The organism is Arthrobacter sp. Y3221160 (assembly GCF_059092585.1).
Map to the genome: position 1 here is coordinate 908406 of NZ_JBNHHU010000001.1, position 26305 is coordinate 934710.

Below are 26305 nucleotides of genomic sequence, written 5' to 3' on the forward strand. Positions count from 1 at the left end.
GGCAGGCGCATGCACCCTGCTCATCCGCCGCGCATCGCCCGCCGGACTACTAAGCACACTTATGAGTGTGCCTGCACGCGGGCCGCGGTACAAGGACAACCCCCGGCGTGCCGCGGAGGGAAACGGCCCCCTAGCGGGCCGCGCTGCCTGCCGGCTGCCGCGCGCCGGCGGCGGCGCCACCGCCGCGGAAGGTGCGGCGGTAGGACGCCGGGCTCACGCCAACGGACCTGGCGAAATGGTGGCGCAGCAGCACCGCCTGGCCGAACCCGGTGATCCGGGCGATCTCCTCGATGTTCAGGTCCGATTCCTCAAGCAGTTCCTGCGCACGCAGCACCCGCTGGGCGTTGATCCATGCCGCCGGCGTCGCGCCGGTCTCGGCCCGGAACCGGCGGGCGAAGGTGCGCTCGGACATGTGGACCCGCGCGGCCAGCTGGGCAACGCTGACGTCCTGGGCCAGGTTCTCGGACAGCCAGGCCAGCAGGTCCTTGAGGGTGTGGCAGCCGGCCAGCGACATGGGCCGGTCAATATATTGCGACTGGCCCCCGGCCCGATGCGGCGGCACCACCATGTCCCGGGCGATGGCCGACGCCACGGATGCCCCGAGTTCGGTCCGGACCAGGTGCAGGCAGGCGTCGATTCCGGCGGCGGTGCCGGCGCTGGTGATGATGCGCTCGTCCTCCACGTACAGCACGTTTTCGTCGACGTCGACCTGCGGATATTCGGCGGCCAGCTGGTGCGAGTACTGCCAGTGGGTGGTGGCGCGCCGGCCGTCCAACAGCCCAGCTTCAGCCAGCACGAAGGCCGCCGAGCACACGGACAAGACCCAGGCGCCGCGGGCGTGGGCCGCCCGCAGGGCCTGCAGAAGTGCTTCGGGGGCCTGGTCCATGCGCTGGTACGGCGCCACCACCACGAGGTCCGCGTCGTCGGCGGCCTCCAGCCCGACGGCGACATTGAGGGAGAATCCCAGCTTGCTGCTGACGACCCCGGGCTCGGGAGTGCAGATCCGGAAGTCGAACGCCGGAACGCCGGTCCCCCGGTCGGAACGGTCGATGCCGAAGACTTCGCAGACCACCCCGAATTCGAACGGCGCAGCTCCCGGAAGCACCACCACGGCCACCTTTTTCAGCATGCGACCAGTATGGCAGTTTTTTATGCTTTATGGTCGTTTCTGCCACTCTTTTTTTGCCGGCTGCAGGACCACCATGGAGGCATGGAACTCCTCCTGATCACCGCACTGGCACTCCTCGTCATCATCGAAACCCTCCGGCTGATCCTGCGTGACGGACGGGGCAACACCCCGCCGGAACGCTCACAGGCCGACTGGACGGCCGGCTCCACCCCGAGCCGCCCCTACACCGACCTCGCCCGGCTGGCCTGACCCGGCCACCCCTCCGCGGGTTCCTGACGAAGGGACACGCGGGCCGAACCCTCTGAAGCACCCCGCGGGACCCGGCCCTCTGATGGGACCCGCGGGCCGAACCCTCTGAAGCACCCCGCGGGATCCGGCCCTCTGATGGGACCCGCGGGCCGGACCCTCTTTACGGCTCCCTACTGGCGGTGGGCGAACAGGTCGCGCAACAGCGCGATCTCGGCCAGGTGATGAATCATTTCCCGGTTGATGTGCAGCACCAGCGTCCCCATGGAGCGATCGGCATAGGGGCCTTCGGCCGGCCCGCAGGGCGCCGCCAGCCCCTCGACGCCGAGTCCCCGGACCCCCGCGGTCCAGTGCGCATAGTATTCGTCCAGCAGTTCCAACGCGCCCGACGCCGTGCCCGGATAGTCGAACGATTCGTAGCTGACCGGCGGCCCGCCGAAGTGCGAGGCGTTACGGCTGCCCAGCACGCCCACCAGAATGTGGCCCAGCCGCCAGGCGACGGTGGTCACCGGCGGCGGCACCGGCTCCGGAAGTCCGAAGTCGATCGTGAAAATGCCGGCGCCCACCGCCATCGGTGCGGTACTGGTCCCGCGGTGCCGCACGTTCCAGCAGCCCTCGGCGGGCTCCCAGAAGTACTCTTCGTCGGTGAGGCCCTCCAGCCGCGGCCGGGCCTGGGCGTCCCAATGCCAGGTCAGCTGCTCGAGCAACTCCTCGGCTGCATTGAAAGACATGCCGGCTCCTCCCAACGGCGGCTCCCCGCCTGGGGAGCCCGGGAGTCCATCATGCCGGGCGGCCGGCTGTTTGCCCATAGCCGGGACACACCCCCCCTTCGACGGGTCAGGTTGCCGACGCCGGTCCCCTGCATCGCGGACCGATCCTGTCCTGAATCGGGACTAGAGTGGCCCTGTTGCCGGAACGACCGGCACCCGTGCGTGCTGGACGATTCGGCACGCTCCGGCTGCTGAAGTCAGGTGGGCCATGCTCGAAACATCCGCGCGGCTGCTGCAGCTGCTCTCCCTGCTTCAGATGCGCCGGGAGTGGACCGGGTCCGCCCTGGCCGGGCGGATGGGTGTCACCGAACGGACGGTGCGCCGCGACATCGGCAAACTCCGCAGCCTCGGGTATCCCATCAATGCGTCCCCCGGCGTGGCCGGCGGCTACCAGCTGGGCGCGGGCGCGCAGCTTCCGCCGCTGCTGCTCGACGACGACGAAGCCCTCGCCGTCGCGCTGGGTCTTGGGGCGGTGACCGCCAGCCCGGTGGCCGGCGTCGGCGAGGCGTCGCTCCGGGCGCTGACCAAGCTGGAGCAGGTGCTGCCGGCGCGGCTACGGCCCAAGTTCTCCACGCTGAAGAACGCCGTGGTCACCCTGGCCGGCCCCACCGCGGCCGTTGACCCCGAGGTGCTGACCGGGATCTCCACCGCCATCGCCGAACGGCGCGTGGTCGGCTTCCGCTACGCCAAGGCGGACGGCGAGTCCGGCCGCCGCCTGGCCGAACCGTACCGGCTGGTGGACACCGGCCGGCGCTGGTACCTGGTGGCCTACGATACCGGCCGGCAGGACTGGCGCACCTTCCGGGTGGACCGGTTCGAGTCGGTTCCCACGGCGCGTGAACGCTTTGCCCCGCGGAAGTTGCCGCAGCCGGACCTGGCCGCCTACGTCCAGCAGTCGATCACCAGGTCCCCGTACCGGTTCGACGTGGTGGTCCGGATCGACGCTCCCCTGCAGGCCGTCGCCGAGCGGATCCCGCCGAACATCGCCGTCCTGTCCGACGACGGCGGGGCCACCGTGCTGCGCGCCGGTTACGATTCGCTGGACTACCCCCTGGTCGAGCTGGCCGCCACCGGCTTTGCGTTCGAGATCCTGGAGCCGGCGGAATTCCGTCAGCGCGCCGCGGAGCTCGCGGGCCGGCTGGCTGCCGCGGCCGGCACGGGAACGGCGGCCGCCCCTACCGCCTAGGTGGGACAGCCGCCGTCGTACGTCGACCCGGTCCGATGCCGGTGGCTCCTGCAGCGCGGACGCTACTGGAGCATGGTGCGGTCGTCGACCACACCCTTGATCTTCTCGAACTCATGCAGCAGGTCCGGCACGGTGGCCTTCTGCTTCTGTTCCTGGTTTAGGTCCAGGATGATCCGGCCCTCGTGCATCATGATCAGCCGGGTGCCCAGCCGGAGCGCCTGCTCCATATTGTGGGTCACCATCAGCGTGGTCAGGCGGTGCCGGTCCACCACCTCGGCGGTCAGGCGGCTGACCAGCTCCGCACGCTGCGGGTCGAGGGCGGCGGTATGCTCGTCCAGCAGCAGGATTTTCGGGCTGCTGAACGTGGCCATCAGCAGCGACAGCGCCTGCCGCTGGCCGCCCGAGAGCAGGCCGACCTTGGCCTTGAGCCGGTTCTCCAGCCCGAGCTCCAACGAACGCAGCTCTTCCTTGAAGAATTCGCGCTTCCTGCGGGTCACGCCGGGGCGCAATCCGCGGCGCTTACCGCGTTCGTAGGCGATGGCCAGGTTCTGTTCGATGGTCATCTCCGGTGACGTTCCCGCCATCGGGTCCTGGAAGACGCGGCCGACGAAGCGGGCACGCTGGTGGTCGGCGAGCCTGGTGACGTCCTTGCCGTCGATGCTCACCGTGCCGACGTCCGGGCGCAGCTTGCCGGAGGTGATGTTCAGGATGGTCGATTTGCCGGCACCGTTGCTGCCGATCACCGTGACGAATTCGCCGGCGGCCAGGGACAGGTTGATCTCCTGCAGGGCGACGCGCTCGTTGACGGTGCCCGCGAAGAAGGTCTTGTGAACGTTCTTGATATCCAGCATGTCAGCCCTTCGCTCCCGTCAGGGACTTCTTCATCTTTCCGAGCCCGCCGACGCGGCGAAAGACCTTCCACTGCGGCAGCACCAGCGCGATGACCACCAGCACGGCCGAGACCAGCTTCATGTCGTTCGGCTGCAGGCCGGCCTGGAGGGCCAGCTGGATGACCACGCGGTACAGTACGGAACCGAGCACCACGGCCAGGGTGGCGATCCAGATCAGGCGGGTTCCGAAGATCGCCTGGCCGATGATCACCGAGGCCAGGCCGGCCAGGATCAGGCCGATGCCCATGCCGATGTCGGCGAACCCCTGGTACTGGGCGATGAACGCGCCGCAGACGGCCACGAGCCCGTTGGACAGGGCGAGGCCCAGGATCTTCTGGTTGTCCGTGCTGACGCCGAAACTGCGGATCATCTGTTCGTTGTCGCCGGTCGCCTGCATGGCCAGTCCGATGTCGGTGTGCAGGAACCAGTCCATGATCACCTTCACCACCAGCGCGACCAGCAGGAAGATGGCGATGGCGCCGATGCCGCCGAGCATCCCCGACTCGCGCAGCGGGGTGATCAGGGTTTCTTCGCGCAACAGCGGCAGGTTGGCCCGGCCCATGATGCGCAGGTTGATGGAATAGAGGGCGATCATTGTCAGGATGCCGGCCAGCAGGCCGTTGATCTTGCCCTTGGTGTGCAGCAGGCCGGTGACGGTGCCGGCAGCCATGCCGGCGATGAAGGCCAGGATGGTGGCCATGACCGGCGGCATGCCGTTGATGATGCTGATGGCGGCGACTCCGGCGCCGGTGGTGAAACTGCCGTCGACCGTCAGGTCGGGAAAATCGAGGATGCGGAAGGTCAGGTAGACCCCCAGGGCCATGATCGCGTAGATCAGCCCAAGCTCAACCGCGGTAATCATAGGTAGTAGACCTTGGTTCTCTCGTGGCGTCGATCCGGCGGCCGGGCTGGCCGGCCGCCGGAGGGACTGCGGACTTCTTCGGCTCGAGCTGGAAGGTCGGGCTTACTCGAAGACGTGGTCGGCCGTGTCGGCGTAGCCGTCCGGCAGGGTCACACCCATGCGCTTGGCGGCGGCCGGGTTGACGTAGAGTTCCAGCTCGGTCTGGGTCTCCACCGGCATGGAGGCCGGTTCAGCCTCGCCCTTGAGGATCTTCACGGCCATCTCGCCGGTCTGGTAGCCCAGCTTTTCGTAGTTGATGCCGTAGGTGGCCACCGTGCCGCGCTTCACCGAGTCGCCCTCGGCGGCAATCGTCAGGATCTTCTTGGATTCGGCCACCTGGATCAGGGACTCGAGGGCGGACACCACGTTGTTGTCGGTCGGCACGTAGAACGCGTCGACGTCGAGCGACTCGGCGGCCTGCTGGACTTCACCGGAGTTGGAGATTGCTGCTTCCTTGATCTCCAGGCCCAGTTCCTTGGCCGCTTCCTTGGCCCATTCGACCTGGACGGTGGAGTTGACCTCGCCCGAGGAGTAGACGATGCCCACGGACTTCGCGTCCGGGTTCAGCTCCTTGACCAGGGCCAGCTGCTCCTCGACCGGGTTGCGGTCCGAGGTACCGCTGACGTTCGATCCCGGAGCGTCCATGCTTTCCACCAGCGAGGCGGACTCCGGGTCGGTGACCGCGGTGAACAGGATCGGGGTGTCGGCGATGGCCTGCACGGCCGCCTGTGCGGTGGGCGTCGCGATGGCCAGGATGAGGTCCTTCTGGTCGCTGGCGAACTTGCCGGCGATGGAGGTCGCGGTGCCCTGGTCGCCCTGCGCGTTCTGCTCGTCGTAGGTCACGGTCTCGCCCTCGACGTAGCCGTTGTCGGCCAGCGCCTTCTTGAACCCTTCGCGGGCCGCGTCCAGGGACGGATGCGAGACGATCTGGCTGATGCCGATCTCCACCGATTCGGTGCTGCCTTCAGCGGCATTGCCCTCGGAGGATCCCGCGTTGCCGCACGCGGAAACAAGCAGGGCGGTGGCCAGCAGGCCTGACCCCAGGCCGAACATGGTCGAACGTTTCTTCACGATGTTCCTTTCAAATGTCCGTCACGTGCCGGATAGCCCGGCACTTTTCCGCCTTGCCGCCCCTCCCCGGCGCGGCTGAAGCGGTCCGCCACACGCGGCGTCGTCATCGGCGCCGGCGGTTATGGCAGGCAACCCTGCGGAAGCGTCCTGAAGATCTTACCTGTGAACCGAGTCACATTGTCTAATCAGAACCGCGGGGTCAGGACAACCATATGAGATACGTCTCCCCCGCCGGACAAATTGCATCTGTTTGTCGCCGGATAGTTATTTATGTCCACGGACGCACGCCGGGCCGTGCGCGCTGTGCGGACGGCCCGGGTCAGCGGGCCCAGCGACTAGACTGTGGTCAATCATGGCTGTGAACATCACGTATCCCGCGGCCCTGCCGGTTTCGGAGCGGCGCGAGGACATCATGGCGGCCATCGCCGCGAACCAGGTGACCGTCATCGCCGGCGAAACCGGCTCCGGCAAGACAACGCAAATCCCGAAGATGTGCCTGGAGCTGGGCCTGGGCGAGAAGGGGCTGATCGGCCACACCCAGCCCCGGCGGCTGGCCGCCCGGACCGTGGCCGAACGCATCGCCGAGGAACTGGACGTGAAGATCGGCCAGGAGGTCGGCTTCCAGGTCCGCTTCACCGGCGAGGTCGGCCGGGATACCCGGATCAAGCTGATGACGGACGGCATCCTGTTGGCCGAAATCCAGCACGACAAACTCCTGAAAAAGTACAGCACAATCATCATCGACGAGGCCCACGAACGCAGCCTCAACATCGATTTCATCCTGGGCTATCTCAAGCAGATCCTGCCCAAGCGTCCGGACCTGAAGGTCATCATCACCTCCGCGACGATCGACCCGGACCGCTTTGCCCGGCACTTCGGCAGCGACGACGCGCCGGCGCCGGTGATCGAGGTTTCCGGCCGGACCTACCCGGTGGAAATCCGCTACCGCCCGCTGAACCAGCCGGCGGCCACCGATCCCGACAACCCGGACGTGGACGAGCTGGAGGAAGACCGCGACCCGCTCGACGCCGTCTGTGACGCGGTGGACGAGCTGTCCCTGGAGGCTCCCGGCGACATCCTGGTCTTCTTCTCCGGCGAGCGCGAGATCCGCGATGCCGCCGACGCCCTCACGGCCAGGATCAAGACCAACCGCCGGCTGGCCGGCACCCAGATCCTGCCGCTGTACGCCCGGCTGTCGTTGGCGGAACAGCACCGGGTCTTCTCCCCCGGCGGCCAGCGCAGGATCGTGCTGGCCACCAACGTGGCCGAGACGTCGCTGACGGTTCCGGGCATCAAGTACGTCATCGACACCGGCACCGCGCGCATCTCCCGCTACTCGCACCGGACCAAGGTCCAGCGGCTGCCGATCGAGCGCATCTCGCAGGCCTCGGCCAACCAGCGCTCGGGCCGCTGCGGCCGCGTGAGCGACGGCATCGCCATCCGGCTCTACTCCGAAGAGGACTACGAGTCCCGGCCCGAGTTCACCGACCCCGAGATCCTGCGCACCAATCTGGCCGCGGTCATCCTGCAGATGACCGCGATGGGCGTGGCCCGCGGTCCGAAGGACATCGAAGCCTTCCCGTTCGTGGAGCCGCCCGAGTCCCGTGCCATCAACGACGGCGTCACCCTCCTGCGCGAACTCGGCGCCCTGCCCGAGCCCGGCGCCAAGGGAGGGCCCGCGCCGAAGTCCGGCCTCACCGCCGTCGGGCGCAAACTGGCGCAACTGCCGGTGGACCCGCGCCTGGGCCGCATGATCGTGGAAGCCGGCCAGCGCGGCTGCGTGCGCGAGGTGATGGTGCTGGCGGCGGCGCTGACCATCCAGGACCCCCGGGAACGGTCCCACGGGGACAATGCGGCCAAGCAGCAGCAGGCCAACGAGAAGCACAAGCGCTTCGTGGACGAGAAGTCCGACTTCACCGGCATCCTGAATTTATGGCGCTATCTGCAGGAGCGGCAGCAGGAGCTCTCCTCCACCCAGTTCCGCAAACTGTGCCGCACGGAATTCATCAACTACCTGCGGGTCCGGGAGTGGCAGGACCTGTTCGCGCAGCTGCGCCAGTTGGCCAAGCCGCTGGGCATCTCGCTGGAGTCGGGACACGAGGTCGACCCCGTGGGCAGGCACGATGACATCCACAAGTCCCTGCTCGCCGGCCTGCTGAGCCACATCGGCGTGTACGAGGAGCGCAAGCGCGAATATGCCGGCGCGCGAGGCACCCGGTTCGCCATCTTCCCCGGATCAGCGCTGTTCAAGAAGTCGCCGGACTGGGTGATGGCCGCCGAGCTCGTGGAAACCTCACGGCTGTGGGCCAGGGTGGCGGCGAAATTCGATCCCGCCTGGGCCGAAGAGATTGCCCCGCAGCTGTGCAAACGCACGTATTCGGAGCCGCACTGGTCCAAGAAGATGGGCTCCGTGATGGCCTACGAGAAGGTCACCCTCTACGGGGTGCCGATCGTCCCGCAGCGCCGCATCCAATACGGCAGGATCGACCGGGAACTCAGCCGCGAGCTGTTCATCCGCCATGCCCTGGTGGAGGGCGACTGGCGCACGCACCACAAGTTCTTCCACCGCAACCGCAAGCTGCTGGCCGAGGTCGAGGAACTGGAGACGCGGATGCGCCGCCGCGACCTGCGCGTGGACGACGAAACGCTGTTCGAGTTTTACGACGAACGGATCGGCCCCGAGGTGGTCTCCGAACGGCACTTCGACAAGTGGTGGAAGGATGCGCGGGCGGAGAATCCCACGCTGCTGGATTTCGATCCGGATGCCGTGCTGGCCGCCGACGCCGAGGAACTCGACACCTCGGCGTTCCCGAAGACCTGGCGGCAGGGGACCTTCGAGCTCCCGCTGAGTTATGAATTCTCGCCCGTGGCACCGGGGGCAACCCCGGATCCGTCGGACGGCGTAACGGTGCACGTGCCGGTGCTGTTCCTCAACCAGCTGGACGCGGCTCCTTTCCGCTGGCAGATCCCGGGCCTGCGGGTGGAGCTGGTGACCGCGCTGATCAAGTCGTTGCCCAAGCAGATCCGGAAGAACTTCGTTCCCGCCCCGGAGGTTGCCCGGAGCGCGGCGGCGGCCCTGGCTGCGGACTTCGATCCGGCCGAAGATGACCTGGAGCCGTCGCTGGAGCTGGTCCTGCGCCGGCTGAAGGGACACATCATCCCGCCCGGCTCATGGAACTGGGAGACCGTTCCGCCGCACCTGCGCATGACATTCCGCGTGCTCGACGGCACCGGCAAGGTGCTGGGCGAGGACAAGGACCTGGACCGGCTGCAGCAGGAACTCGCGCCGGCGAACCGCCGGGCCATCGCCGAGTCGCTCGGGGCGACCCCGAAGACCGCGCAGCCGTCGCCGGCGGGTCAGCGCCGCGGCGCCACCGGCAAGAAGCGCGGCGGCGGCCAGGGCGACGCTCCGGGCACAGCCCCCGTTGCCGGGACACCGGCGTCGGGGACTGCTGCACAGGCCGCCGCGGGCCTGCAGGAACGCAGCGGCCTGACCTCCTGGCCGGACGGTGACCTCCCCCGCGAGGTCAGGCGCGAGGTGGCCGGGCACACCGTGACCGGTTATCCGGCCCTGGTGGACGAAGGCGCCACCGTCGGTGTGCGCGTCTACCAGACACCCTCCGGCCAGCAGGCGGCGATGCGCTCGGGCATCATCCGGCTGCTGGTGCTGCGGGTACCCTCGCCGCAGCGGTACGTGCTGGACCACCTGAACAACACGGAGAAGCTGACGTTCACGCAGAACCCGCACGGTTCGGTGGCGTCGCTGATCGACGACTGCACGCAGGCCGCGGTGGACAAGCTGGTGCCGGCCGAGCTGCCCTTCACCCTGGCCGGCTTCGACGCGCTGTACGAGCAGGTCCGCGCGGAACTGATCGATACCGTCTTCACCGTGACCGCCATCGTGGAGAAGATCCTCTCCAGCACCCGGCGGATCCAGAAGGAACTGAAGTCCAACGCCAGCCTGGCCCTGATCAGTCCGCTCTCCGACATCAAGAGCCAGCTGGAGCAGCTGGTCTATCCCGGGTTCGTGGCGGCCACGGGTTATGCGCAGCTCAGCCAGCTGCCGCGCTACCTCGAGGGGATTGAGCGCCGGCTGCAAAAACTGCCGACCGCCGTGGGCCGGGACGTGCAGCACATGGCAGTGGTGCAGCGGCTCGAAGACGAGTACGACGACGCGAGGGCGGCGCTGAAGCCCGGCAACCTGGACGGCTCGGGGCTGGACAGGGTTCGCTGGATGCTGGAAGAACTGCGGATCAGCTTCTTCGCGCAGGAACTCGGCACCGCGTATTCGGTGTCCGAAAAGCGCGTCCGAACGGCCCTGAACGAGGCCCTCGCCGGCTGAGGCATGCGCGTCAGTCGGCGGGGACGACGTCCCCGTGTCCGGCCTCGCGCAGCGCCGCCCGGAGGCGCTTGGCTGACTCATCCATCACGGCCGGGTCCGGGTCCTGCTGCGCCCTCTTGAAGTCGAACTCGGCCTCCGAGTTGGAGGGCCAGACGTGCAGGTGCAGGTGGTTCACCTCGAAGCCGGCGATGATCAGGCCGGCGCGGGCGGCGCCAAAGGCTTCCACCTGGGCCTTGCCGATGGTCTGGGCGACCGCCGTGAGTTTCTGCAGCAGGTCGGCCGGGGCGTCGGTCCAGCGATCCACTTCCTGCCGCGGCACGACCAAGGTGTGCCCGTCCGCGAGCGGGCCGATGCTCAGGAACGCCACCACGTCGTCGTCCTTCCAGACGAAGCGGCCGGGGATCTCGCCGTCGATGATTTTGGTGAAGAGGGTGCTCATGTACGCAGTCCTTGTCGGTTGGGGTCACTCGGGGGGGTCGGTAAGAGTCGGGCAGGTTCCAGTCGGGCTGATGGGGGTCCGGTCGGGTGACAGCGAAGGTTCGGCCGGCCCGGCTTCGGTGCAAGCAGGTCCACACCGGTCGGTCACCAGGGTTTCGGCCCTTGCTTAACGGTTCAGCGATGCGATGTCCAGGACAAACCGGTAGGCAACATCGCCGGCCACCATGCGGTCATAGGCTTGGTCGAGGTCCGGTGCGCCCACCAGTTCGATGTCGGCCGTAATCCCGTGTTCGGCGCAAAAGTCCAGCATCTCCTGGGTCTCGGCTATGCCGCCGATCTTCGAGGCGCCGTAGGCGACGCGCTCGCGCATCAGCAGGTTGACCGGCACCGGAGGCATCGGCTCGGGCGGCACGCCCAGTTGGATCAGCGCACCGTCGCGGCGGATGGCCCGCAGGTACGGGGCCAGGTCGTGGGCCGCGGCCACCGTGTCGATGACCAAATCAACACTGCGGCGGGCGGCCGCGAGCGCCTCGGCGTCTCCGGTCACCACCACGTGGTCGGCGCCGAGCGCGCGGGCCGAATCGGCCTTGTCCGCAGAGCTCGTGAAGACGGTTACCGACGCTCCCATGGCCTTGGCCAGTTTGACCGCCATATGCCCCAACCCGCCCAGGCCCACCACGCCGACGGAGTCGCCGGCTTCGACGCCGAAGTAGCGCATGGGCGAGTAAGTGGTAATGCCGGCGCAGAGCAGGGGGGCCGCGGCGGCGGGGTCCAGTTCCGGCGGTACGCGCAGCACGAAGTTTTCATCGACGACGACGGACGTTGCGTACCCGCCCTGCGTCATCTCCCCGCCGTGGCGGCGGTCGCGGGCGCCGTAGGTGCCCACTGCACCCTTGTCGCAGTACTGTTCAAGTCCTTCCCCGCAGGCGGAGCAGTCGCCGCAGGAATCCACCATGCAGCCCACCCCCACCAGGTCGCCGACGGCATGCAGGGTGACGTCCTGGCCGATGGCCGTGACCCGCCCAACGATCTCGTGGCCGGGCACCAGCGGATACTCGATCTCGCGCCACTCGCCGCGAACCGTGTGGACATCCGAGTGGCAGAGGCCGCAGAAGGCAATGGCGATCTCCACGTCGTGCGGCCCGGCGGCCCGGCGTTCGATCTGCAGCGCAACCATTCCGGATCCGGGCCCCGTCACTCCGTAGGCCGCGGCCGTCCTCATACTGCTCCTCGGTGTCGGCAGGTCGGCTGCCGCGAGGGCCTGCTGCTCCTGGTCAGGTGTGAGCGGTTTCCCCAGCGGCGGCGGTGCCGGACGGCCAAGTGTCATGGGCCTGACGCTACCGTTTGCTGCTTCGCCATGCCACCACGGCACACCCTCTGTGACGCTTTCGGTGCCGTGCTGCAGGGCGCGGGCACGGGGCTGACCAGGCGGCTGATTACGGCGCGCTCCCCGTGGCTGCCGGCAGCTCCGGATGTCCGCACCACTGCGACCAGGAGCCGGGGAAGAGCGCCGCATCCATGCCGGCCTCGGCCATCGCCGCGACCTGGTGGGCGGCCGTAATGCCCGAGCCGCAATAGACGGCCACTTTGCGTCCTTCCGCCCCCAGTTCCTTGAATCGTGCCGCGAGTTCCGCGGAGGGCAGGAAGCGTCCGTCCGGGGCCAGGTTGGCCGTGGTCGGTGCGCTGACGGCGCCGGGGATGTGTCCGGCGCGGGGGTCCACCGGCTCGAACTCGCCGCGGTAACGCTCGACGGCGCGGGCATCCAGCAACAGCGAGGTACCCGCGAAATCCAGCACGTCCTCCAGCTCAAGCCTGGGCATCCTGCCGCTGCCCAGTTCGACGTTGCCCAGGCACGCCAGCTCGTCGCCGCTGTCCAGTTCAAACCCCTCGTCCCGCCAGGCGGCGAGCCCGCCGTCGAGCAGGTAGACGGAGTCGAATCCGCCGTCTTTCAGCAGCCACCACACCCGGGCCGCGGCCATGCCGCCGTTGTCGTCATAGGCCACCACGACGTCGTCGTTGTTGATGCCCCAATCGCGTGCGGCCTCGCGGAAGGCCTCCGGCTCCGGCAGCGGATGGCGTCCGCCGGCTGGCGTCGGCGCCGACGCCAGCTGCGACGGCAGGTCAACGTAGACGGCGCCGGGAATGTGGGCCTGGCGGTAGTGGCTGTGGCCGGCGTCGTCGCCCAGTTTCCAGCGAACATCGAGCAGTACGGTGCGCTGTCCGGAGATCATCCGTTCACGCAGTGTCTGCACGTCCATCAGAGTCCTCATGAGATCTCCTCCTGACTGCTGGCGGGCGTCGTTGCCCGCCGGTGTCTCGACAGTCCATCACAGCAGCACGTATTGGGCCAAGCAGCCCCGCCCGTGCCGTCCCCGATGGTCAGGCCAGCTCCACGCTCTCCCCCGGCGACAGGTGCCGGTAGCTGGTGCCGTAGTGGCCGCCAAAGAAGGTCACGTGCTTCTCCACCAACGACAGGCCGCGGTCGCTGAGCCCGGCGTCGTGGATCGGGTAGGCGTTCTCGGCGCGCATGGCGGTGACGAAGTCGATCACCTCGGCCGTCTTCGACCATGGCGCGTGGATGGGCACCAAAACGGTCCTGACGTCCAGTCCGTGCGGAACGATGAAGGAATCGCCCGGGTGGTACAGGCTGTCATTGATGACGTAGCCGATGTTGGCGACCACCGGGATGTGCGGATGAATCAGGGCGTGCTGGCCGCCGAAGGTGCGGATGCGGAACCCGGGCACCTCGAACTCCGTCTCCGGTTCGGCAGTATGGATCCGTCCCGCTGCCGCCGGGACCAGCGCCCGGAGGTCGGCGGCCACGGAGGCCGGGGCATACAACTGCATGTCGTCCGCCGCCACGAGCAGGCCGGGAACCCGGTCCTGGTCGATGTGGTCCGCATGCTCGTGGGTGACCAGGACGGCGGTAGCCCCATCGAGGGCCTGTTCCACTTCCGAGAAGTTACCGGGGTCGATCACCAGGACATGTCCGTCCTGCTCAAGCCTTACGCACGCGTGGGTGTATTTTGTCAGCTTCATGGATCACACCCTAGCGGCGGGGGCCGGCCGGTGTGCCGGCGGTTCGGCCTGTGAGCGGGCCGGCGTCCCGGCGCTGCAGGCGTGCCGGCGGTCTCCGCGTTTAAGCAGGCCGGCGTCTGAGCGGGCCGGCGTGCCCCGGTATTCAGGCCTGCTGGTAGGCTGGGAGGCACCCTACGGGTGCCAGTATCAACAGCGAGGAGCCGAAGCGGACATGTCCGTTCCTTCAGCGAAACCGCAGGCGCAGCGCCGCGGTTCGGAACAGCGGGTGACCCGCCAGCGGGTGGCCGTGGCTGCCGCCTTGGACAGCCTGGAGGACTTCGTCAGCACGCAGGAACTGCACCGCTTGCTGCAGGACCGCGGCGACTCGGTCTCGCTGGCCACCACGTACCGGATCCTGCAGGCCATGGCCGATGACGGCCAAGTGGACGTGATGCGCAGCGGCGAGGGCGAGGCCGTGTACCGGCGCTGCGCCGTCGAACATCACCACCACCACTTGCTCTGCCGCACCTGCGGCAAGACCGTGGAGATTGAGGCTCCGGCTGTGGAGCAATGGGCCGCCCGGATGGCGGCGGAGCACGGCTTCACACAGGTTGCACACACCGTGGAAATGTACGGGCTGTGCCCGGACTGCAGCGCCGCCCCCGCCAGCGCTTAACCGGCGGTCACCCGTACCGCGGCGACGTCACGGCCCCCGCTCGGGATTAACCCGCGGTCACCCGTACCGCGGCGACGTCACGCCGCCCCACTTTGCCGCGCCGTTGCCGCCGTGCCCCGGCCAACCGGCAGACCACGTAGATCAGGAACGAAATCGTCGTCACGTAGGGGCTGATCGGCAGGCTGCCGCCCAGGGCCAGCAGGATGCCGCCCACCACGGCGGTCACCGCGAATACCACGCTCAGCAGCACGACCACGCGCGGCGAACTGCTTACCCGGAGCGCCGCGGCCGCCGGGGTAATGACCAGGGACAGCACCAGCAAGGCGCCGACCACCTGGATGGACAGCGCCACGGCCAGTCCCAGCAGGAACATGAACACGATCGCGAGGGCACCCACCGGCACGCCGCGGGCCTCGGCCAGGTCCGGATCGGCGCTGGCGAAGGCCAGCGGACGCCAGATGGCCACAAGCCCGAGCACCACCACGGCCGAACCCGCGGTCAGAAGGTTCAGCTGCACGGTGTCCACGGACACGATCTGCCCGGTCAGCAGGCCGAACTTGTTCGCCGAGCGGCCCTCGTAGAGCGAGAGGAACAGGATCCCCAGGCCCAGCCCGAAGGACATGATCACGCCCGTGATCGAGTTCCGGTCCCGGGCCCGCATCCCCAGCATGCCCAGGACGACGGCGGCGATCACCGAGCCCACCAGCGAGCCGAACACCACGTTCGCGCCGATCAGCAGTGCGAATGCCGCCCCGGCGAAGGACAGCTCGGCGATGCCGTGCACGGCAAAGGCGAGGTCCCGCATCATCACGAACACGCCGATCAGGCCGCCGACCAGGCCCAGGACGGCGCCGGCAATCAGCGAGTTGCGCACCAGCGGGAGCAGGTCGCCGTAGTCGTTGAAGTTGAAGACCGCATTCAGCAGTTCCGATGCATCCATGCCTACACCACCTCGCTGTGGTGGTGGGTGGTCGCGTCGGGAAGCCCCACCACGATGATCCGTCCCTGGTTGTGGATGACCTCGACGTGACTGTTGTACATGTGCGACAGCACCTCGGTGGTCATCACTTCTTTCGGCGTGCCAACGCGGAACTGGCCGCCCGCCAGGTAGAGCACCCGGTCCACATAGTCGATGATCGGGTTGATTTCGTGCGTGACGAAGACGACCGCGCTGTTCTTTTCATGGCATTGCCTGTTGATCATGGAGCTCACGGCCTGCTGGTGGTGCAGGTCCAGCGAGAGCAAAGGCTCGTCGCAGAGCAGCACCTGGGGGTTGGAGGCCAGCGCTTGGGCCGCCCGCAGACGCTGTTGCTCGCCGCCGGACAGCTGCCCGACCGGGGCCTCCGCGTAACCGGAGGCGCCCACCATCTCAAGCAGTTCGTCCACCCGCCGGCGATGCCTGCGGCCGTTCAGCCGAATGCCCCACCGGTGCCCGTCCAGACCCAGGCCCACCAGGTCGCGCGCACGCAGCGGGGTCTCCGGAGCGAAGGACTTTTGTTGGGGAATATAGCCGATGTCCCGGCTGCCGCGTTCCAGCGGCCGCCCGTTGACCTCGGCCGTCCCACTGCTCAGCGGCTGCAGGCCAAGCAATACGCGCAGGAAGCTCGTCTTGCCGGAGCCGTTGGGACCCAGCACCGCGAAGAACTCGCCCGGGTTGATGGTCAGGTCGAGGTCATGCCACAGCACGCGCTGGCCGAAGGACAGCGAGGCGCCCTGCAAGCGGACGGCGGGGGTCATGGCAGTGTTCCTTGAAGCTTCCGTGACGCGCGGGGCGTGAAGGGGATGCGCGGGCTATTGCGGCTTCCGGCTTGGACAGCCTCAGTTAACCACGGCCCGGCGTTCTGACCGGTCACGCGCCGAGCGCCTGGTCCACGGATTCCAGGTTCTCCGCCATCCAGGTCAGGTAGTCCTGGTCAGGCGGCAGGGTCTCGGTGAAGTTGAGGACCTCGATGCCCGCTTTTTCCGCCAATTTGCGCAGGCCCTGGGTCTGCGGGCCTTCGGTCTGTTCGTTATAGGCGACAAACCGTACCGATCCCTCGGTGATCAACTCCTCGGCCTCCCTCAGGGCTGCCGGCGCGGCGTCGCTGCCTTCCTCGGCCGCCTCCATGAAGCCTGCCGGGGTCTTGTTCTCGAGTCCCAGTGCATCGAAGAAGTGCAACGGCACCGGATCGGTGGCCGCGACGGCTTCCCCGCTCGCCGTGGCGGCGAGTTCGTCCATGTCGCTCTGGAGGCCGTCAATTCCGGCGCGGAACTGCTCGGCGTTGGCCCGGAACGTTTCGGCCTGCTCCGGGTCAAGGGCCGAGAGCTTCTCCGCGATGGCATCTGCAATCGCGGCCATGGTGGGCAGGTCGTACCAAACGTGTTCATTGAGGCCGCCGTGGCTGTGGTCCGCGTGGCCGCCGTCCTCCGTGTGCCCCGCGTCGGCGCCCTCGGTGTGCCCCGCGTCGGCGCCTTCTGCACCGGACAGCGGCGACAGCTCCACCGCAGTGATGAGGTACTCGTGGTCGACGCCGGTCTCGTCCGCCAGCGTGTGCATGAAGGTGTCATAGCCCCCACCGTTTTCCAGCAGCAGGTCGGCCTGGGAGATCGCAAGTTTGTCCCGCGCCGTTGCCTCATAGGAGTGTGGATCCTGGGCCATCCGGTCGATGATCGAGGTGACCTCGACGTGCTCGCCGCCGATGGTTTGGGCCACATCACCGTAGACATTGGTGGAAGCGACCACGCTCAGCTTGCCGTCACCCTCGGTCTCTCCCCCTGCAGCGGCGCAGCCGGACAGCAGCAGGGCGGCGGCGGCCAGCCCGGCCAGTGCAGGAACGGTTCGTGAGTGCCTCACGGGCAAACCTCGGTTCTACTCATAATGAGAATCAGTAACAATAAGAGTTTTCAGCTTAGCGCAGTTGCGAATCGTTCGCATTCGCCCTGGCGGGCGCGGCCAGTGGGAGGCGCACTGTCCGGGGCGCACAGGCAAGCGCGGCAGGCCGGGCAGCCCCGGGCAGACTCGCCCGGCCAGGAGAAGGCCTCCGGCGCGCGCGGCGGACGCGCCCCGGCGCGGGACTGGCGGTGCGGCACGGAGCGGCCGCGCCCGGCGCCGGACTTGGGGGTGCGCACGGGGCGGCCGCGCCCGCCCCGGGACTGGCGCGCGGCGCGTGGGCTGACCCGGCCCGGGACCGGCGCGTGGCGCGGGGCGGTCCTGCCGCCCCGCGCCACGCGAGGGCTATTCGCCGGTCCGGCGCAGTCCCTGGGCTTGCGTTTCGTCGCGGATCTCGCCCACCAGCACTTCCAGCACGTCCTCGAGGAACAGCACGCCGTGCGTGGTGCCGTCGGACCCCAGCACGCGGGCAAGGTGCGATCCGGTGCGCTGCATGACGGCGAGCGCGTCCTCGATTTCGTCATCAAGCGCCAGGTTGGCCAGGGTGCGGACCTTGGTGACCGGAATCGTCTTGTTGAGCCGGTCCTCCGGGATGGTCATCACGTCTTTGAGGTGCAGGTACCCGGTGAGGTTGTCGTTGGCATCGGCCACGGCAAACCGGGAGAACCCGGTCCGCCCCACCGCGCGCTCGAACTGCTCCGGCGTGGTGTCGACGCCGATGGTCACCAGTTCATCAAGCGGCACCATCACGGCGGCGGCGGTCACGGCCGAGAACTCCAGCGAACTGGAAATCAGTCCGGCGTCGTCGTCGACCAGCCCGTGCCTGGTGGATTCCTGCACAATGGACTGGACTTCCTCCAGCGTAAAGGTGGAAGAGACCTCGTCCTTCGGCTCGATCCGCACGGCCCGCAGCAAGTGGTTCGCGGTCCAGTTCAGGGTGGAGATCACCGGCCGCACCACCTTGGAGACCGCCACCAGCGGCGGCGCCAGCAGCAGCGCAGCCTTGTCTGCCATGGACACGGACATGTTCTTCGGCACCATTTCGCCGAAGGTCACGTGCAGGAACGTCACCAGCAGCAGCGCCACGGCGAACGAAATGCCGTAGGAGATCTCGTGCGGAATGCCCAGCCAGCCCTCCAGCGGCAGCAACAGCAGTTCCTTGATCGCCGGCTCGGCCACGTTCAGGATCAGCAGCGAACACACGGTGATGCCGAGCTGCGCGCAGGCCAGCATCAGGGAGACGTGCTCCATGGCCCAGAGCGTGGTCTTGGCGCGCTTGGAGCCGCTGTCGGCCAGCGGCTCGATCTGGCTGCGGCGGGCGGACATGACGGCGAATTCGGCGCCGACGAAGAACGCGTTGGCGAGCAGCAGCACTACCAGCCAGAAAATTCCCATGGCGGCCATCAGAGCGCACCGCCCGCGGTGCCGGCCTCAGGCAGCACCGCACCGGTTGCCGGACTCGGGATGAAACGGACGCGGTCCACCCGCCGTCCGTCCAGCCGCTCGACTTCCAGCGTGCCGCCCTCCACGGCCACGGTGTCCCCCACCACCGCAATCCTGCCCAGCTGCGCCATGATGAAGCCGCCGACCGTTTCGTAGCTGGCCCCGTCGGGCACGGTCAGCTGCGGGATTTGCTCGCTGACCTCGTCCGGACGCATCAGGCCGGGGAAATACCAGTTTCCGGCGGCGCTCTGCAGCACGCCGGGCTTCACCCGGTCGTGCTCGTCGGCGACTTCGCCCACGATCTCTTCCACCAGGTCCTCCAGCGTGACCACGCCGGCGGTGCCGCCGTACTCGTCGAGCACCACGGCGAACTGTAGGTTTGCAGCCCTCAGCTCCGACAGCAGCGAATCCAGGTGCACCGTCTCGGGCACCCGCAGCACGTCGGCCATGATGGCGCCCACGGGCAGGTGCGGACGCTTCTTGCGCGGCACCCCGATCGCCTTCTTGATGTGCGCGACGCCGCGGACGTCGTCCGGGGAATCGCCGAGCACCGGGAACCGGGAGTAGCCGGTGCGGCGGGCCGCGGCGATGAGGTCGGCAACGGTCTGGTCTGCGTCGATGAACTCCACCCGGATGCGCGGCGTCATCACGTCGGCCGCGGTCCTGCCGGAGAAAGACAAGGTCTTGGCGAGGAAGTTCGCGGTCCCGGCATCCAGGGTGCCCATTTCCGCGGAGCGGCGTACCAGCGATGCCAGCTCGGAGGGCGTGCGGGCGCCGGACAGCTCTTCTTTGGCCTCCAGCCCGAACAGGTGCAGCACCTTGTTGGCGAAGCCGTTGAGCAGCAGCACGAACGGCTTGAACACCGCGGTGAAGATCAGTTGCGGCCGGGCCACCAACTTGCCGACCGCCATGGGCAAGGCGATGGACGCGTTCTTCGGCACGAGTTCGCCCAGCAGCATGGACAGGAGGGTGGCGATCACCATGGCGATCACCGCGCCCACCGGCTGGATGACGGCCTCGGCCAGGCCCAGCGCGGTCAGCGGCGGACGCAGCAGCGAACTGATGGCCGGTTCCATCAGGAAACCGGTCAGCAGCGTGGTGAGGGTGATGCCGAGCTGGCAGCTGGAGAGTTGGGTGGAGAGGGACTTCAGGCATTTCATCAGCGGCACTGCACCGCGGTCGCCGTTGTCGATGGCGCGCTGCACGGTGGGCTGGTCAAGGGCCACCAGGGCGAATTCCACGGCGACAAAAAAGCCGGTGCCGAGGATCAGCAGCATGCCGGCGGTGATTTGGATCCATTCCATTTAGTGCGCCACCGCCCCAAACTTCAGGCGGTCGGAGGGAATCGGAGGGGGGTCGTCCGAGCCCGGACTAGGAGGCTCCTGACCGGCCGCGCGGGCGGCAAGTGTGTGACGGGCGCGTGCACGGGATTTGCCGGTGCTGGGTGACGCCTCGCACGCGGTGCCCTGTTGGGCTGCCTGTGCTCCCGCGGTCCGGCATGCTGCCTGCCCTGCGGGGTGCGTCACGGACCGGCTCCTAGAATAGCTGTCCATTATGGGCAATAGCGTAGCAGGCGGGGTTACGCCGGGGGCAGTCCCAGGCGGCCGTTCTGCCGCCGGCGTACCGGCGGCAGTCCTACCAGCTCTCCGGCAGCGGACGGCCTTCCTCGTAACCGGCGGCCGACTGCACGCCCACGATGGCGCGTTCGCGGAACTGCACCAGGTTCTGTGCGCCGGCGTAGGTCAGCGAGCTGCGCAGGCCGGCGGTGATCCCGTCCAGCAGGTCCTCGACGCCGGGGCGCAGCGGGTCCAGGTACATCTTGGAGGACGAAATGCCTTCTTCGAAGAGCGCCTTGCGGGCCCGCTCAAAGGCGTCCTCCCGCCGGGTCCGGTTTTGGACGGCGCGGGCCGACGCCATGCCAAAGCTTTCCTTGTACTTGCGGCCGTTGCTGTCCGTGAGCAGGTCTCCCGGGCTTTCGTGCGTTCCGGCGAACCAGGAACCGATCATCACCTGGCTGGCCCCGGCCGCCAGCGCCAGGGCGACATCCCGCGGATAGCGGACCCCGCCGTCGGCCCACACGTGGGCGCCGAGCTCCCGGGCCGCCTCCGCGCATTCCTGCACGGCGGAGAACTGCGGCCGGCCCACGGCCGTCATCATGCGGGTGGTGCACATGGCGCCGGGTCCCACGCCGACCTTGACGATGTCCGCGCCGGCTTCGACCAGGTCGCGCACGCCGTCGGCGCTGACCACGTTGCCGGCGACCACCGGAACCTGCGGGTCCAGGCTGCGGACCGCTTCGAGGGCGTCGAACATCTTGCGCTGGTGCCCGTGGGCTGTATCAACCACCAGGACGTCCACCCCGGCCTGCAGCAGCGCCTCGGCCTTGGCGCGGACGTCGCCATTGATCCCGACGGCGGCGGCTACCTTCAGGCGGCCCTGCGGATCCAGCGTGGGGGTGTAGATGGTCGAGCGGAGCGCGCCGGCACGGGTGAGCGCGCCGACCAGCACGCCGTCGTCGTCCACGACCGGCGCAAAGGACGCCGAGGCCGAGTCGAACAGGTCGAAGGCCTGCCGCAGCGCGGTGTCCGCCCCGGCGTCGAACATGGAGGCATCCAGCAGCAGCGGGTGGGCCGCCATCACCGACTCCAGCGACGAGTAGCGGTCCACGCCCTCACAGTCCTCGGCGCGCACCACGCCCACGCACTTGCCGGCGTCGTCCACCACCGCAACCGCGCCGTGCGCGCGTTTGTCCATCAGGTGCACGGCATCGATCACGGTGTTGCCCGCGGTCAGCTCCAACGGCGTTTCGAAAACGATGTGGCGGTCCTTGATCCACCCGGTGACCTCTGACAGCACGTTCAGCGGGACGTCCTGCGGCAGCACGGCCAGCCCGCCGCGCCTCGCCATCGTCTCCGCCATGCGGCGGCCGCTGACGGCGGTCATGTTCGCCACGACCAGGGGAATGGTGCTCCCGGTGCCGTCGCCGGCTGACAGGTCCACATCCAGCCTTGACGTGATATCCGAGCGCGAGGGCACCAGGAAAACGTCCGAGTAGGTCAGGTCGGTCATCGGCTCGTTGATCAGGCGCATGGCTGCTCTCTTTCCTCGTCGCCGTGCAGGCCGGGGCGGCCAGGTGGCGCGGTGGCCGGTCGGGTAGGTGGGGCTGCGGGCCAGGGGTCCGGATCCGTTGTGTCCGTGCGCTGCCGGGGCTGCGCACGGAGGGCGGTCCGGCCGCCTGCATATTTCCCGGCTCCCCTGAAAGTCTAGGGCCGCCCGGCCGCGGGACGAATCGGCACGAAGTTCCCCCGCTTAAACGCTAAAGATTAGCCTGCGTTGGGAAAGTGTCATTAGACTGGCAACTGGTCCAGATCTAGTGCGCGGCAGATGCGCACTCGCAATTCCGCTGCTGGCCGGCAGGTTCGGAAGGCAGCCAAGGGAAGCGCGTGATCTGCAGGGCAAGCGGCAATTCACGGAAGAGGCGTATCACAAGTGCCAGAGCATCCCAACCTTCGTCTACCCGAGGAATTCGGCGGTAACGAATGGCTCGTTGACGAGATCTACGAGCAGTACCTCCAAGACAAGAATTCCGTGGACAAGAAATGGTGGAGCATCTTCGAGGCGGCCAACGGCGGCGACGGCAGCCCGAAAGACACTGCAGCTTCCCCGGCGGGCGCCACCGCGCCTTCCCGCCCCGCCGCGGCTAATACCGCGCCCCAGGCCTCGGGCGAGAGCACGGCCACGGAGCAGGCCGGAACCAAGCCGATTCCCGCCGACAATGAGCCGGCCCCCAACACCTCCACCAACAGCTCCGCCGCCCCCGCCAAGCCGGCGGCGAAGGCCGAGCCGGCCGAGAAGGCCGAGGCGAAGCCTGCCCCGATCCCCGCCCAGTTGCCCAAATCCGCGCCCAGCGCACTGGCCGAAGAAGACACCGTCTCCGTGCTGCGCGGCCCGGCCAAGGCCATTGCCACCAACATGGACGCCAGCCTGAGCGTGCCAACCGCGACGACGGTGCGCGCGGTTCCCGCCAAGCTGCTGATCGACAACCGCCTGGTGATCAATTCCAACCTGGCCCGCGCCCGCGGCGGCAAGGTCTCCTTCACCCACCTCATCGGCTACGCCGTGGTCAAGGCGCTGGGCCAGTTCCCCAGCCAGAACGTCCACTACGCCGAAATCGACGGCAAGCCCGCCGCTGTCCAGCCGGCCCACGTCAACTTCGGCATCGCGATCGACATGCCCAAGCCGGACGGAACCCGCCTGCTGGTGGTGCCGAACATCAAGCGCGCCGAAACCATGAACTTCTCCGAGTTCTGGCACACCTACGAGGACCTGATCAAGCGGGCCCGCGCCGGGAAGCTCACCGCCGACGACTACGCCGGCACCACGGTTTCGCTGACCAACCCGGGCGGCATCGGCACGGTGCACTCCGTCCCCCGGCTGTCCAAGGGCCAGGCCACCATCGTGGGCGTCGGTGCCCTCGAGTACCCCGCCGAGTTCCGCGGCGCCAGCGAACGGACGATCGCCGCGCAGGGCGTCGGCAAGATCATCACGCTCACCTCTACCTACGACCACCGGGTCATCCAGGGCGCCGGCTCGGGCGAGTTCCTGCGCCTGATCGAATCGCTGTTGCTGGGCGAACAGGGCTTCTACGACGAGATCTTCGAAGCGCTGCGCATCCCGTACGAGCCGGTCCGCTGGCGCCCGGACAACCAGGTGGACGTCGACCTGCAGGTCAACAAGGTGGCCCGCATCCAGCAACTGGTGCACGCCTACCGCGTCCGCGGCCACCTGATGGCGGACACCAACCCGCTGGAGTACGTCCAGCGCAAGCACCCGGACCTGGACATCAACACGTACGGGCTGACCCTCTGGGACCTGGACCGCGAATGGGTCACCGGCGGATTCGGCGGCAAGGACCGCCTGAAGCTGCGCGACATCCTGGGAGTGCTGCGTGATGCCTACTGCCGCACCACCGGCATCGAATACATGCACATCCAGAACCCGGCCGAGCGGGAGTGGTTCCAGAACGAACTGGAACGCGAGTACGCCAAGCCCAGCCGCGAGGAGCAGTTGCGCATCCTGGGCAAGCTCAACGCCGCCGAGGCGTTCGAGACCTTCCTGCAGACCAAGTTCGTGGGCCAGAAACGCTTCTCGCTGGAAGGCGGGGAATCCCTGATCCCGCTGCTTGATGCCGTGATCTCCGACGCCGCCGACGACGGCCTGGACGAAGTGGCCATCGGCATGGCCCACCGCGGCCGGCTGAACGTGCTCACCAACATCGCCGGCAAGACCTACGCACAGGTCTTCCGCGAGTTCGAGGGCACCCAGGACCCCCGCAGCGTCCAAGGCTCCGGCGACGTGAAGTACCACCTGGGCACGGAAGGGAAGTTCACCTCCGACAACGGCAACGAGACCAAGGTCTACCTGGCCGCCAACCCTTCCCACCTGGAGGCCGTCGACCCGGTGCTCGAGGGCATCGCCCGCGCCAAGCAGGACCGGCTGGACAAGGGCGACGAGTTCCCGGTGCTGCCGATCATCATCCACGGCGACGCGGCCTTCGCCGGCCAGGGCGTAGTGGCCGAGACCCTGAACCTGTCGCAGCTGCGCGGCTACCGCACCGGCGGCACCGTGCACATCGTGGTCAACAACCAGGTCGGTTTCACCACGTCGCCGCACGCCTCGCGGTCCTCGGTGTACTCCACCGACGTGGCAAAGATGATCCAGGCCCCGGTCTTCCACGTGAACGGCGACGACCCCGAGGCCGTGGTCCGCGTGGGGCAGCTGGCCTACGAGTACCGCCAGCGCTTCCACAAGGACGTCGTCATCGACATGGTCTGCTACCGCCGTCGCGGACACAACGAGGGCGACGATCCCTCGATGACGCAGCCGATGATGTACAACCTCATCGAAGCCAAGCGCTCCACCCGCAAGCTGTACACGGAGGCCTTGGTGGGCCGCGGCGACATCACCCAGGACGAAGCCGACCAGGCCCTGCGCGACTACCAGGAACGGCTGGAGCGCGTCTTCGCCGAGACGCATGCGGCGCAGACCTCGCCGATCCCGGTCATCACCAAGGACTCCGCCGCCGTGTCCGACCTGGAGCGCCCGCTCTCCCAGCAGACCGAGGACAGGGCCGATGTGCCCGCCGGCACCGCCGTGTCCGCCGAGATGATGGCCCGGATCGGCAAGGCCCACGTGGAAGTACCGGAGGGCTTCTCCGTCCACCCGAAACTGAAGGCGCTGCTGGAGCGCCGCGAGCAGATGTCCCGCGAGGGCAACATCGACTGGGGCTTCGGCGAACTCGCGGCCTTCGGCTCGCTGCTGATGGAAGGGGTGCCGGTACGCCTTGCCGGCCAGGACTCCCGCCGCGGCACCTTCGTGCAGCGTCACGCGGTCTTCCACGACCGCGTCACCGGCGAAGAGTGGGCGCCGCTGAGCCACCTGTCCGACGACCAGGCCAAGCTGTGGATCTACGATTCGCTGCTGTCCGAGTACGCGGCCATGGGCTTCGAATACGGCTACTCGGTCGAGCGCCCGGACGCACTGGTGCTGTGGGAGGCCCAGTTCGGCGACTTCGTCAACGGTGCCCAGACGGTGATCGACGAGTTCCTCTCCTCGGCCGAGCAGAAGTGGGGCCAGCGGTCGTCGCTGGTGCTGCTGCTGCCGCACGGCTATGAAGGCCAGGGCCCGGACCACTCGTCGGCCCGGATCGAGCGTTTCCTGCAGATGTGCGCCGAGGACAACATGATTGTAGCCAACCCGACCACCCCGGCCTCGCACTTCCACCTGCTGCGCCGCCAGGCCTACAACCGTCCGCGCAAGCCGCTGATCATCTTCACCCCGAAGCAGCTGTTGCGGCTGAAGGCTGCCGCGGCCAAGGTGGAGGACTTCACCAGCGGCACGTTCCAGCCGGTCATCGGCGACGTTCAGGACCTCAACGGCCAGGACGTCGACCGTGTGGTGCTGGTCTCCGGCCGGCTCTACTACGACCTGCTGGCCGCGCGCCAGAAGAACTCCGACACCAAGACGGCGCTCGTCCGGGTGGAACAGCTCTACCCGCTGCCGGTTGACGAGATCAAGGCGGAACTGGCCAAGTACCCGAACGCGGAAATCGTCTGGGCACAGGACGAACCGGCCAACCAGGGCCCGTGGCCCTTCATGGGCCTGTACCTGCCCGACGCCCTGGACCGTCAGCTCCGCCTGGTTTCCCGCCCGGCCTCCGCTGCCACCTCCACCGGCTCGGCCAAGCGCCACGCCGCGGAGCAGGATGTCCTGGTCAAGAAGGCCTTTGAACGCCGCTAAGTAAGATGGCGGGCGGGGTGCCGCAGG

At 68.1% G+C, this 26305-nt stretch carries 20 protein-coding genes; 5 read left to right on the top strand and 15 right to left on the bottom strand.

Features of this window, described 5'->3' with window-relative positions:
• Positions 1-130 precede the first annotated feature (130 nt).
• The gene (locus AC5RWG_RS04165) at positions 131-1129 is read right to left on the bottom strand and encodes a GlxA family transcriptional regulator (RefSeq protein WP_494000139.1); all 999 of its coding nucleotides are present in this window, start codon (positions 1127-1129) and stop codon (positions 131-133) included.
• An 81-nt stretch (positions 1130-1210) separates the two neighbouring features.
• Between AC5RWG_RS04165 and AC5RWG_RS04170 the strand changes: the two genes are divergently transcribed.
• Positions 1211-1378, top strand: a complete 168-nt coding sequence (locus tag AC5RWG_RS04170; RefSeq protein ID WP_494000140.1) for a hypothetical protein — start codon at positions 1211-1213, stop codon at positions 1376-1378.
• A 170-nt stretch (positions 1379-1548) separates the two neighbouring features.
• Here AC5RWG_RS04170 and AC5RWG_RS04175 read toward each other — a convergent pair whose 3' ends face one another.
• On the bottom strand, positions 1549-2106 hold the full coding sequence (locus AC5RWG_RS04175; protein ID WP_494000141.1) for a DinB family protein: 558 nt from the start codon (positions 2104-2106) through the stop codon (positions 1549-1551).
• A 247-nt stretch (positions 2107-2353) separates the two neighbouring features.
• Between AC5RWG_RS04175 and AC5RWG_RS04180 the strand changes: the two genes are divergently transcribed.
• The gene (locus AC5RWG_RS04180; RefSeq protein WP_494100847.1) at positions 2354-3331 is read left to right on the top strand and encodes a helix-turn-helix transcriptional regulator; all 978 of its coding nucleotides are present in this window, start codon (positions 2354-2356) and stop codon (positions 3329-3331) included.
• Positions 3332-3393: 62 nt separating this feature from the next.
• Here the strand turns inward: AC5RWG_RS04180 and AC5RWG_RS04185 are convergent, their stop codons facing one another.
• The 3 genes from AC5RWG_RS04185 to AC5RWG_RS04195 all read right to left on the bottom strand — a co-directional run bounded on the left by AC5RWG_RS04185 (position 3394) and on the right by AC5RWG_RS04195 (position 6175).
• On the bottom strand, positions 3394-4182 hold the full coding sequence (locus AC5RWG_RS04185) for an ABC transporter ATP-binding protein (protein WP_494109375.1): 789 nt from the start codon (positions 4180-4182) through the stop codon (positions 3394-3396).
• A 1-nt stretch (position 4183) separates the two neighbouring features.
• Positions 4184-5083 carry an ABC transporter permease gene (locus tag AC5RWG_RS04190; RefSeq protein ID WP_493979031.1) on the bottom strand — a complete coding sequence of 300 codons (900 nt, stop codon included), beginning with the start codon at positions 5081-5083 and terminating at the stop codon, positions 4184-4186.
• Positions 5084-5185: 102 nt separating this feature from the next.
• On the bottom strand, positions 5186-6175 hold the full coding sequence (locus AC5RWG_RS04195; RefSeq protein ID WP_494025781.1) for an ABC transporter substrate-binding protein: 990 nt from the start codon (positions 6173-6175) through the stop codon (positions 5186-5188).
• A 370-nt stretch (positions 6176-6545) separates the two neighbouring features.
• Between AC5RWG_RS04195 and hrpA the strand changes: the two genes are divergently transcribed.
• Positions 6546-10535, top strand: a complete 3990-nt coding sequence (gene hrpA / locus AC5RWG_RS04200) for an ATP-dependent RNA helicase HrpA (protein WP_494049744.1) — start codon at positions 6546-6548, stop codon at positions 10533-10535.
• Positions 10536-10545: 10 nt separating this feature from the next.
• Here the strand turns inward: hrpA and AC5RWG_RS04205 are convergent, their stop codons facing one another.
• The 4 genes from AC5RWG_RS04205 to AC5RWG_RS04220 all read right to left on the bottom strand — a co-directional run bounded on the left by AC5RWG_RS04205 (position 10546) and on the right by AC5RWG_RS04220 (position 14012).
• Positions 10546-10974 carry an HIT family protein gene (locus tag AC5RWG_RS04205; protein ID WP_494012443.1) on the bottom strand — a complete coding sequence of 143 codons (429 nt, stop codon included), beginning with the start codon at positions 10972-10974 and terminating at the stop codon, positions 10546-10548.
• Positions 10975-11139: 165 nt separating this feature from the next.
• On the bottom strand, positions 11140-12300 hold the full coding sequence (locus AC5RWG_RS04210; protein WP_494049743.1) for an NAD(P)-dependent alcohol dehydrogenase: 1161 nt from the start codon (positions 12298-12300) through the stop codon (positions 11140-11142).
• Between the two features lie 109 nt (positions 12301-12409).
• Entirely contained in the window at positions 12410-13243 is an 834-nt protein-coding gene (locus tag AC5RWG_RS04215) for a sulfurtransferase (protein WP_494049742.1), read from the bottom strand.
• A 109-nt stretch (positions 13244-13352) separates the two neighbouring features.
• A complete protein-coding gene (locus tag AC5RWG_RS04220; protein WP_494049741.1) occupies positions 13353-14012 on the bottom strand; it encodes an MBL fold metallo-hydrolase in 660 nt (219 codons plus the stop codon).
• Positions 14013-14223: 211 nt separating this feature from the next.
• Here AC5RWG_RS04220 and AC5RWG_RS04225 point away from each other — a divergent pair, with 211 nt between their 5' ends.
• Positions 14224-14667, top strand: coding sequence for a Fur family transcriptional regulator (locus AC5RWG_RS04225; protein WP_494000149.1), 444 nt, complete (start codon positions 14224-14226; stop codon positions 14665-14667).
• 46 nt (positions 14668-14713) lie between these two features.
• Here the strand turns inward: AC5RWG_RS04225 and AC5RWG_RS04230 are convergent, their stop codons facing one another.
• The 6 genes from AC5RWG_RS04230 to guaB1 all read right to left on the bottom strand — a co-directional run bounded on the left by AC5RWG_RS04230 (position 14714) and on the right by guaB1 (position 22069).
• A complete protein-coding gene (locus tag AC5RWG_RS04230) occupies positions 14714-15607 on the bottom strand; it encodes a metal ABC transporter permease (RefSeq protein ID WP_493979038.1) in 894 nt (297 codons plus the stop codon).
• Positions 15608-15609: 2 nt separating this feature from the next.
• Positions 15610-16404, bottom strand: coding sequence for a metal ABC transporter ATP-binding protein (locus AC5RWG_RS04235; protein WP_494049740.1), 795 nt, complete (start codon positions 16402-16404; stop codon positions 15610-15612).
• A gap of 112 nt (positions 16405-16516) precedes the next feature.
• On the bottom strand, positions 16517-17500 hold the full coding sequence (locus AC5RWG_RS04240) for a metal ABC transporter solute-binding protein, Zn/Mn family (RefSeq protein ID WP_494166470.1): 984 nt from the start codon (positions 17498-17500) through the stop codon (positions 16517-16519).
• 381 nt (positions 17501-17881) lie between these two features.
• Positions 17882-18931 (bottom strand): hemolysin family protein, encoded by a 1050-nt coding sequence (locus AC5RWG_RS04245; protein WP_494000152.1) that lies wholly within the window; start codon positions 18929-18931, stop codon positions 17882-17884.
• A gap of 8 nt (positions 18932-18939) precedes the next feature.
• Positions 18940-20283, bottom strand: coding sequence for a hemolysin family protein (locus tag AC5RWG_RS04250; protein ID WP_494000153.1), 1344 nt, complete (start codon positions 20281-20283; stop codon positions 18940-18942).
• A 331-nt stretch (positions 20284-20614) separates the two neighbouring features.
• Positions 20615-22069, bottom strand: a complete 1455-nt coding sequence (gene guaB1 / locus AC5RWG_RS04255) for a GMP reductase (protein ID WP_494000154.1) — start codon at positions 22067-22069, stop codon at positions 20615-20617.
• Positions 22070-22468: 399 nt separating this feature from the next.
• Between guaB1 and AC5RWG_RS04260 the strand changes: the two genes are divergently transcribed.
• Positions 22469-26278, top strand: a complete 3810-nt coding sequence (locus tag AC5RWG_RS04260; RefSeq protein WP_494049737.1) for a multifunctional oxoglutarate decarboxylase/oxoglutarate dehydrogenase thiamine pyrophosphate-binding subunit/dihydrolipoyllysine-residue succinyltransferase subunit — start codon at positions 22469-22471, stop codon at positions 26276-26278.
• Positions 26279-26305 lie beyond the last annotated feature (27 nt).

Excerpts from the sequence above, each read along its gene's own strand:
- AC5RWG_RS04170 (WP_494000140.1), top strand. The coding sequence starts at position 1,211 with ATGGAACTCCTCCTGATCACCGCACTGGCACTCCTCGTCATCATCGAA.
- AC5RWG_RS04180 (WP_494100847.1), top strand. The coding sequence starts at position 2,354 with ATGCTCGAAACATCCGCGCGGCTGCTGCAGCTGCTCTCCCTGCTTCAG.
- AC5RWG_RS04175 (WP_494000141.1), bottom strand. The coding sequence starts at position 2,106 with ATGTCTTTCAATGCAGCCGAGGAGTTGCTCGAGCAGCTGACCTGGCAT.
- AC5RWG_RS04210 (WP_494049743.1), bottom strand. The coding sequence starts at position 12,300 with ATGACACTTGGCCGTCCGGCACCGCCGCCGCTGGGGAAACCGCTCACA.
- hrpA (WP_494049744.1), top strand. The coding sequence starts at position 6,546 with ATGGCTGTGAACATCACGTATCCCGCGGCCCTGCCGGTTTCGGAGCGG.
- AC5RWG_RS04215 (WP_494049742.1), bottom strand. The coding sequence starts at position 13,243 with ATGAGGACTCTGATGGACGTGCAGACACTGCGTGAACGGATGATCTCC.
- AC5RWG_RS04195 (WP_494025781.1), bottom strand. The coding sequence starts at position 6,175 with ATGTTCGGCCTGGGGTCAGGCCTGCTGGCCACCGCCCTGCTTGTTTCC.
- AC5RWG_RS04205 (WP_494012443.1), bottom strand. The coding sequence starts at position 10,974 with ATGAGCACCCTCTTCACCAAAATCATCGACGGCGAGATCCCCGGCCGC.
- AC5RWG_RS04220 (WP_494049741.1), bottom strand. The coding sequence starts at position 14,012 with ATGAAGCTGACAAAATACACCCACGCGTGCGTAAGGCTTGAGCAGGAC.
- AC5RWG_RS04225 (WP_494000149.1), top strand. The coding sequence starts at position 14,224 with ATGTCCGTTCCTTCAGCGAAACCGCAGGCGCAGCGCCGCGGTTCGGAA.
- AC5RWG_RS04250 (WP_494000153.1), bottom strand. The coding sequence starts at position 20,283 with ATGGAATGGATCCAAATCACCGCCGGCATGCTGCTGATCCTCGGCACC.
- guaB1 (WP_494000154.1), bottom strand. The coding sequence starts at position 22,069 with ATGCGCCTGATCAACGAGCCGATGACCGACCTGACCTACTCGGACGTT.
- AC5RWG_RS04165 (WP_494000139.1), bottom strand. The coding sequence starts at position 1,129 with ATGCTGAAAAAGGTGGCCGTGGTGGTGCTTCCGGGAGCTGCGCCGTTC.
- AC5RWG_RS04230 (WP_493979038.1), bottom strand. The coding sequence starts at position 15,607 with ATGGATGCATCGGAACTGCTGAATGCGGTCTTCAACTTCAACGACTAC.
- AC5RWG_RS04245 (WP_494000152.1), bottom strand. The coding sequence starts at position 18,931 with ATGGGAATTTTCTGGCTGGTAGTGCTGCTGCTCGCCAACGCGTTCTTC.
- AC5RWG_RS04185 (WP_494109375.1), bottom strand. The coding sequence starts at position 4,182 with ATGCTGGATATCAAGAACGTTCACAAGACCTTCTTCGCGGGCACCGTC.
- AC5RWG_RS04190 (WP_493979031.1), bottom strand. The coding sequence starts at position 5,083 with ATGATTACCGCGGTTGAGCTTGGGCTGATCTACGCGATCATGGCCCTG.
- AC5RWG_RS04235 (WP_494049740.1), bottom strand. The coding sequence starts at position 16,404 with ATGACCCCCGCCGTCCGCTTGCAGGGCGCCTCGCTGTCCTTCGGCCAG.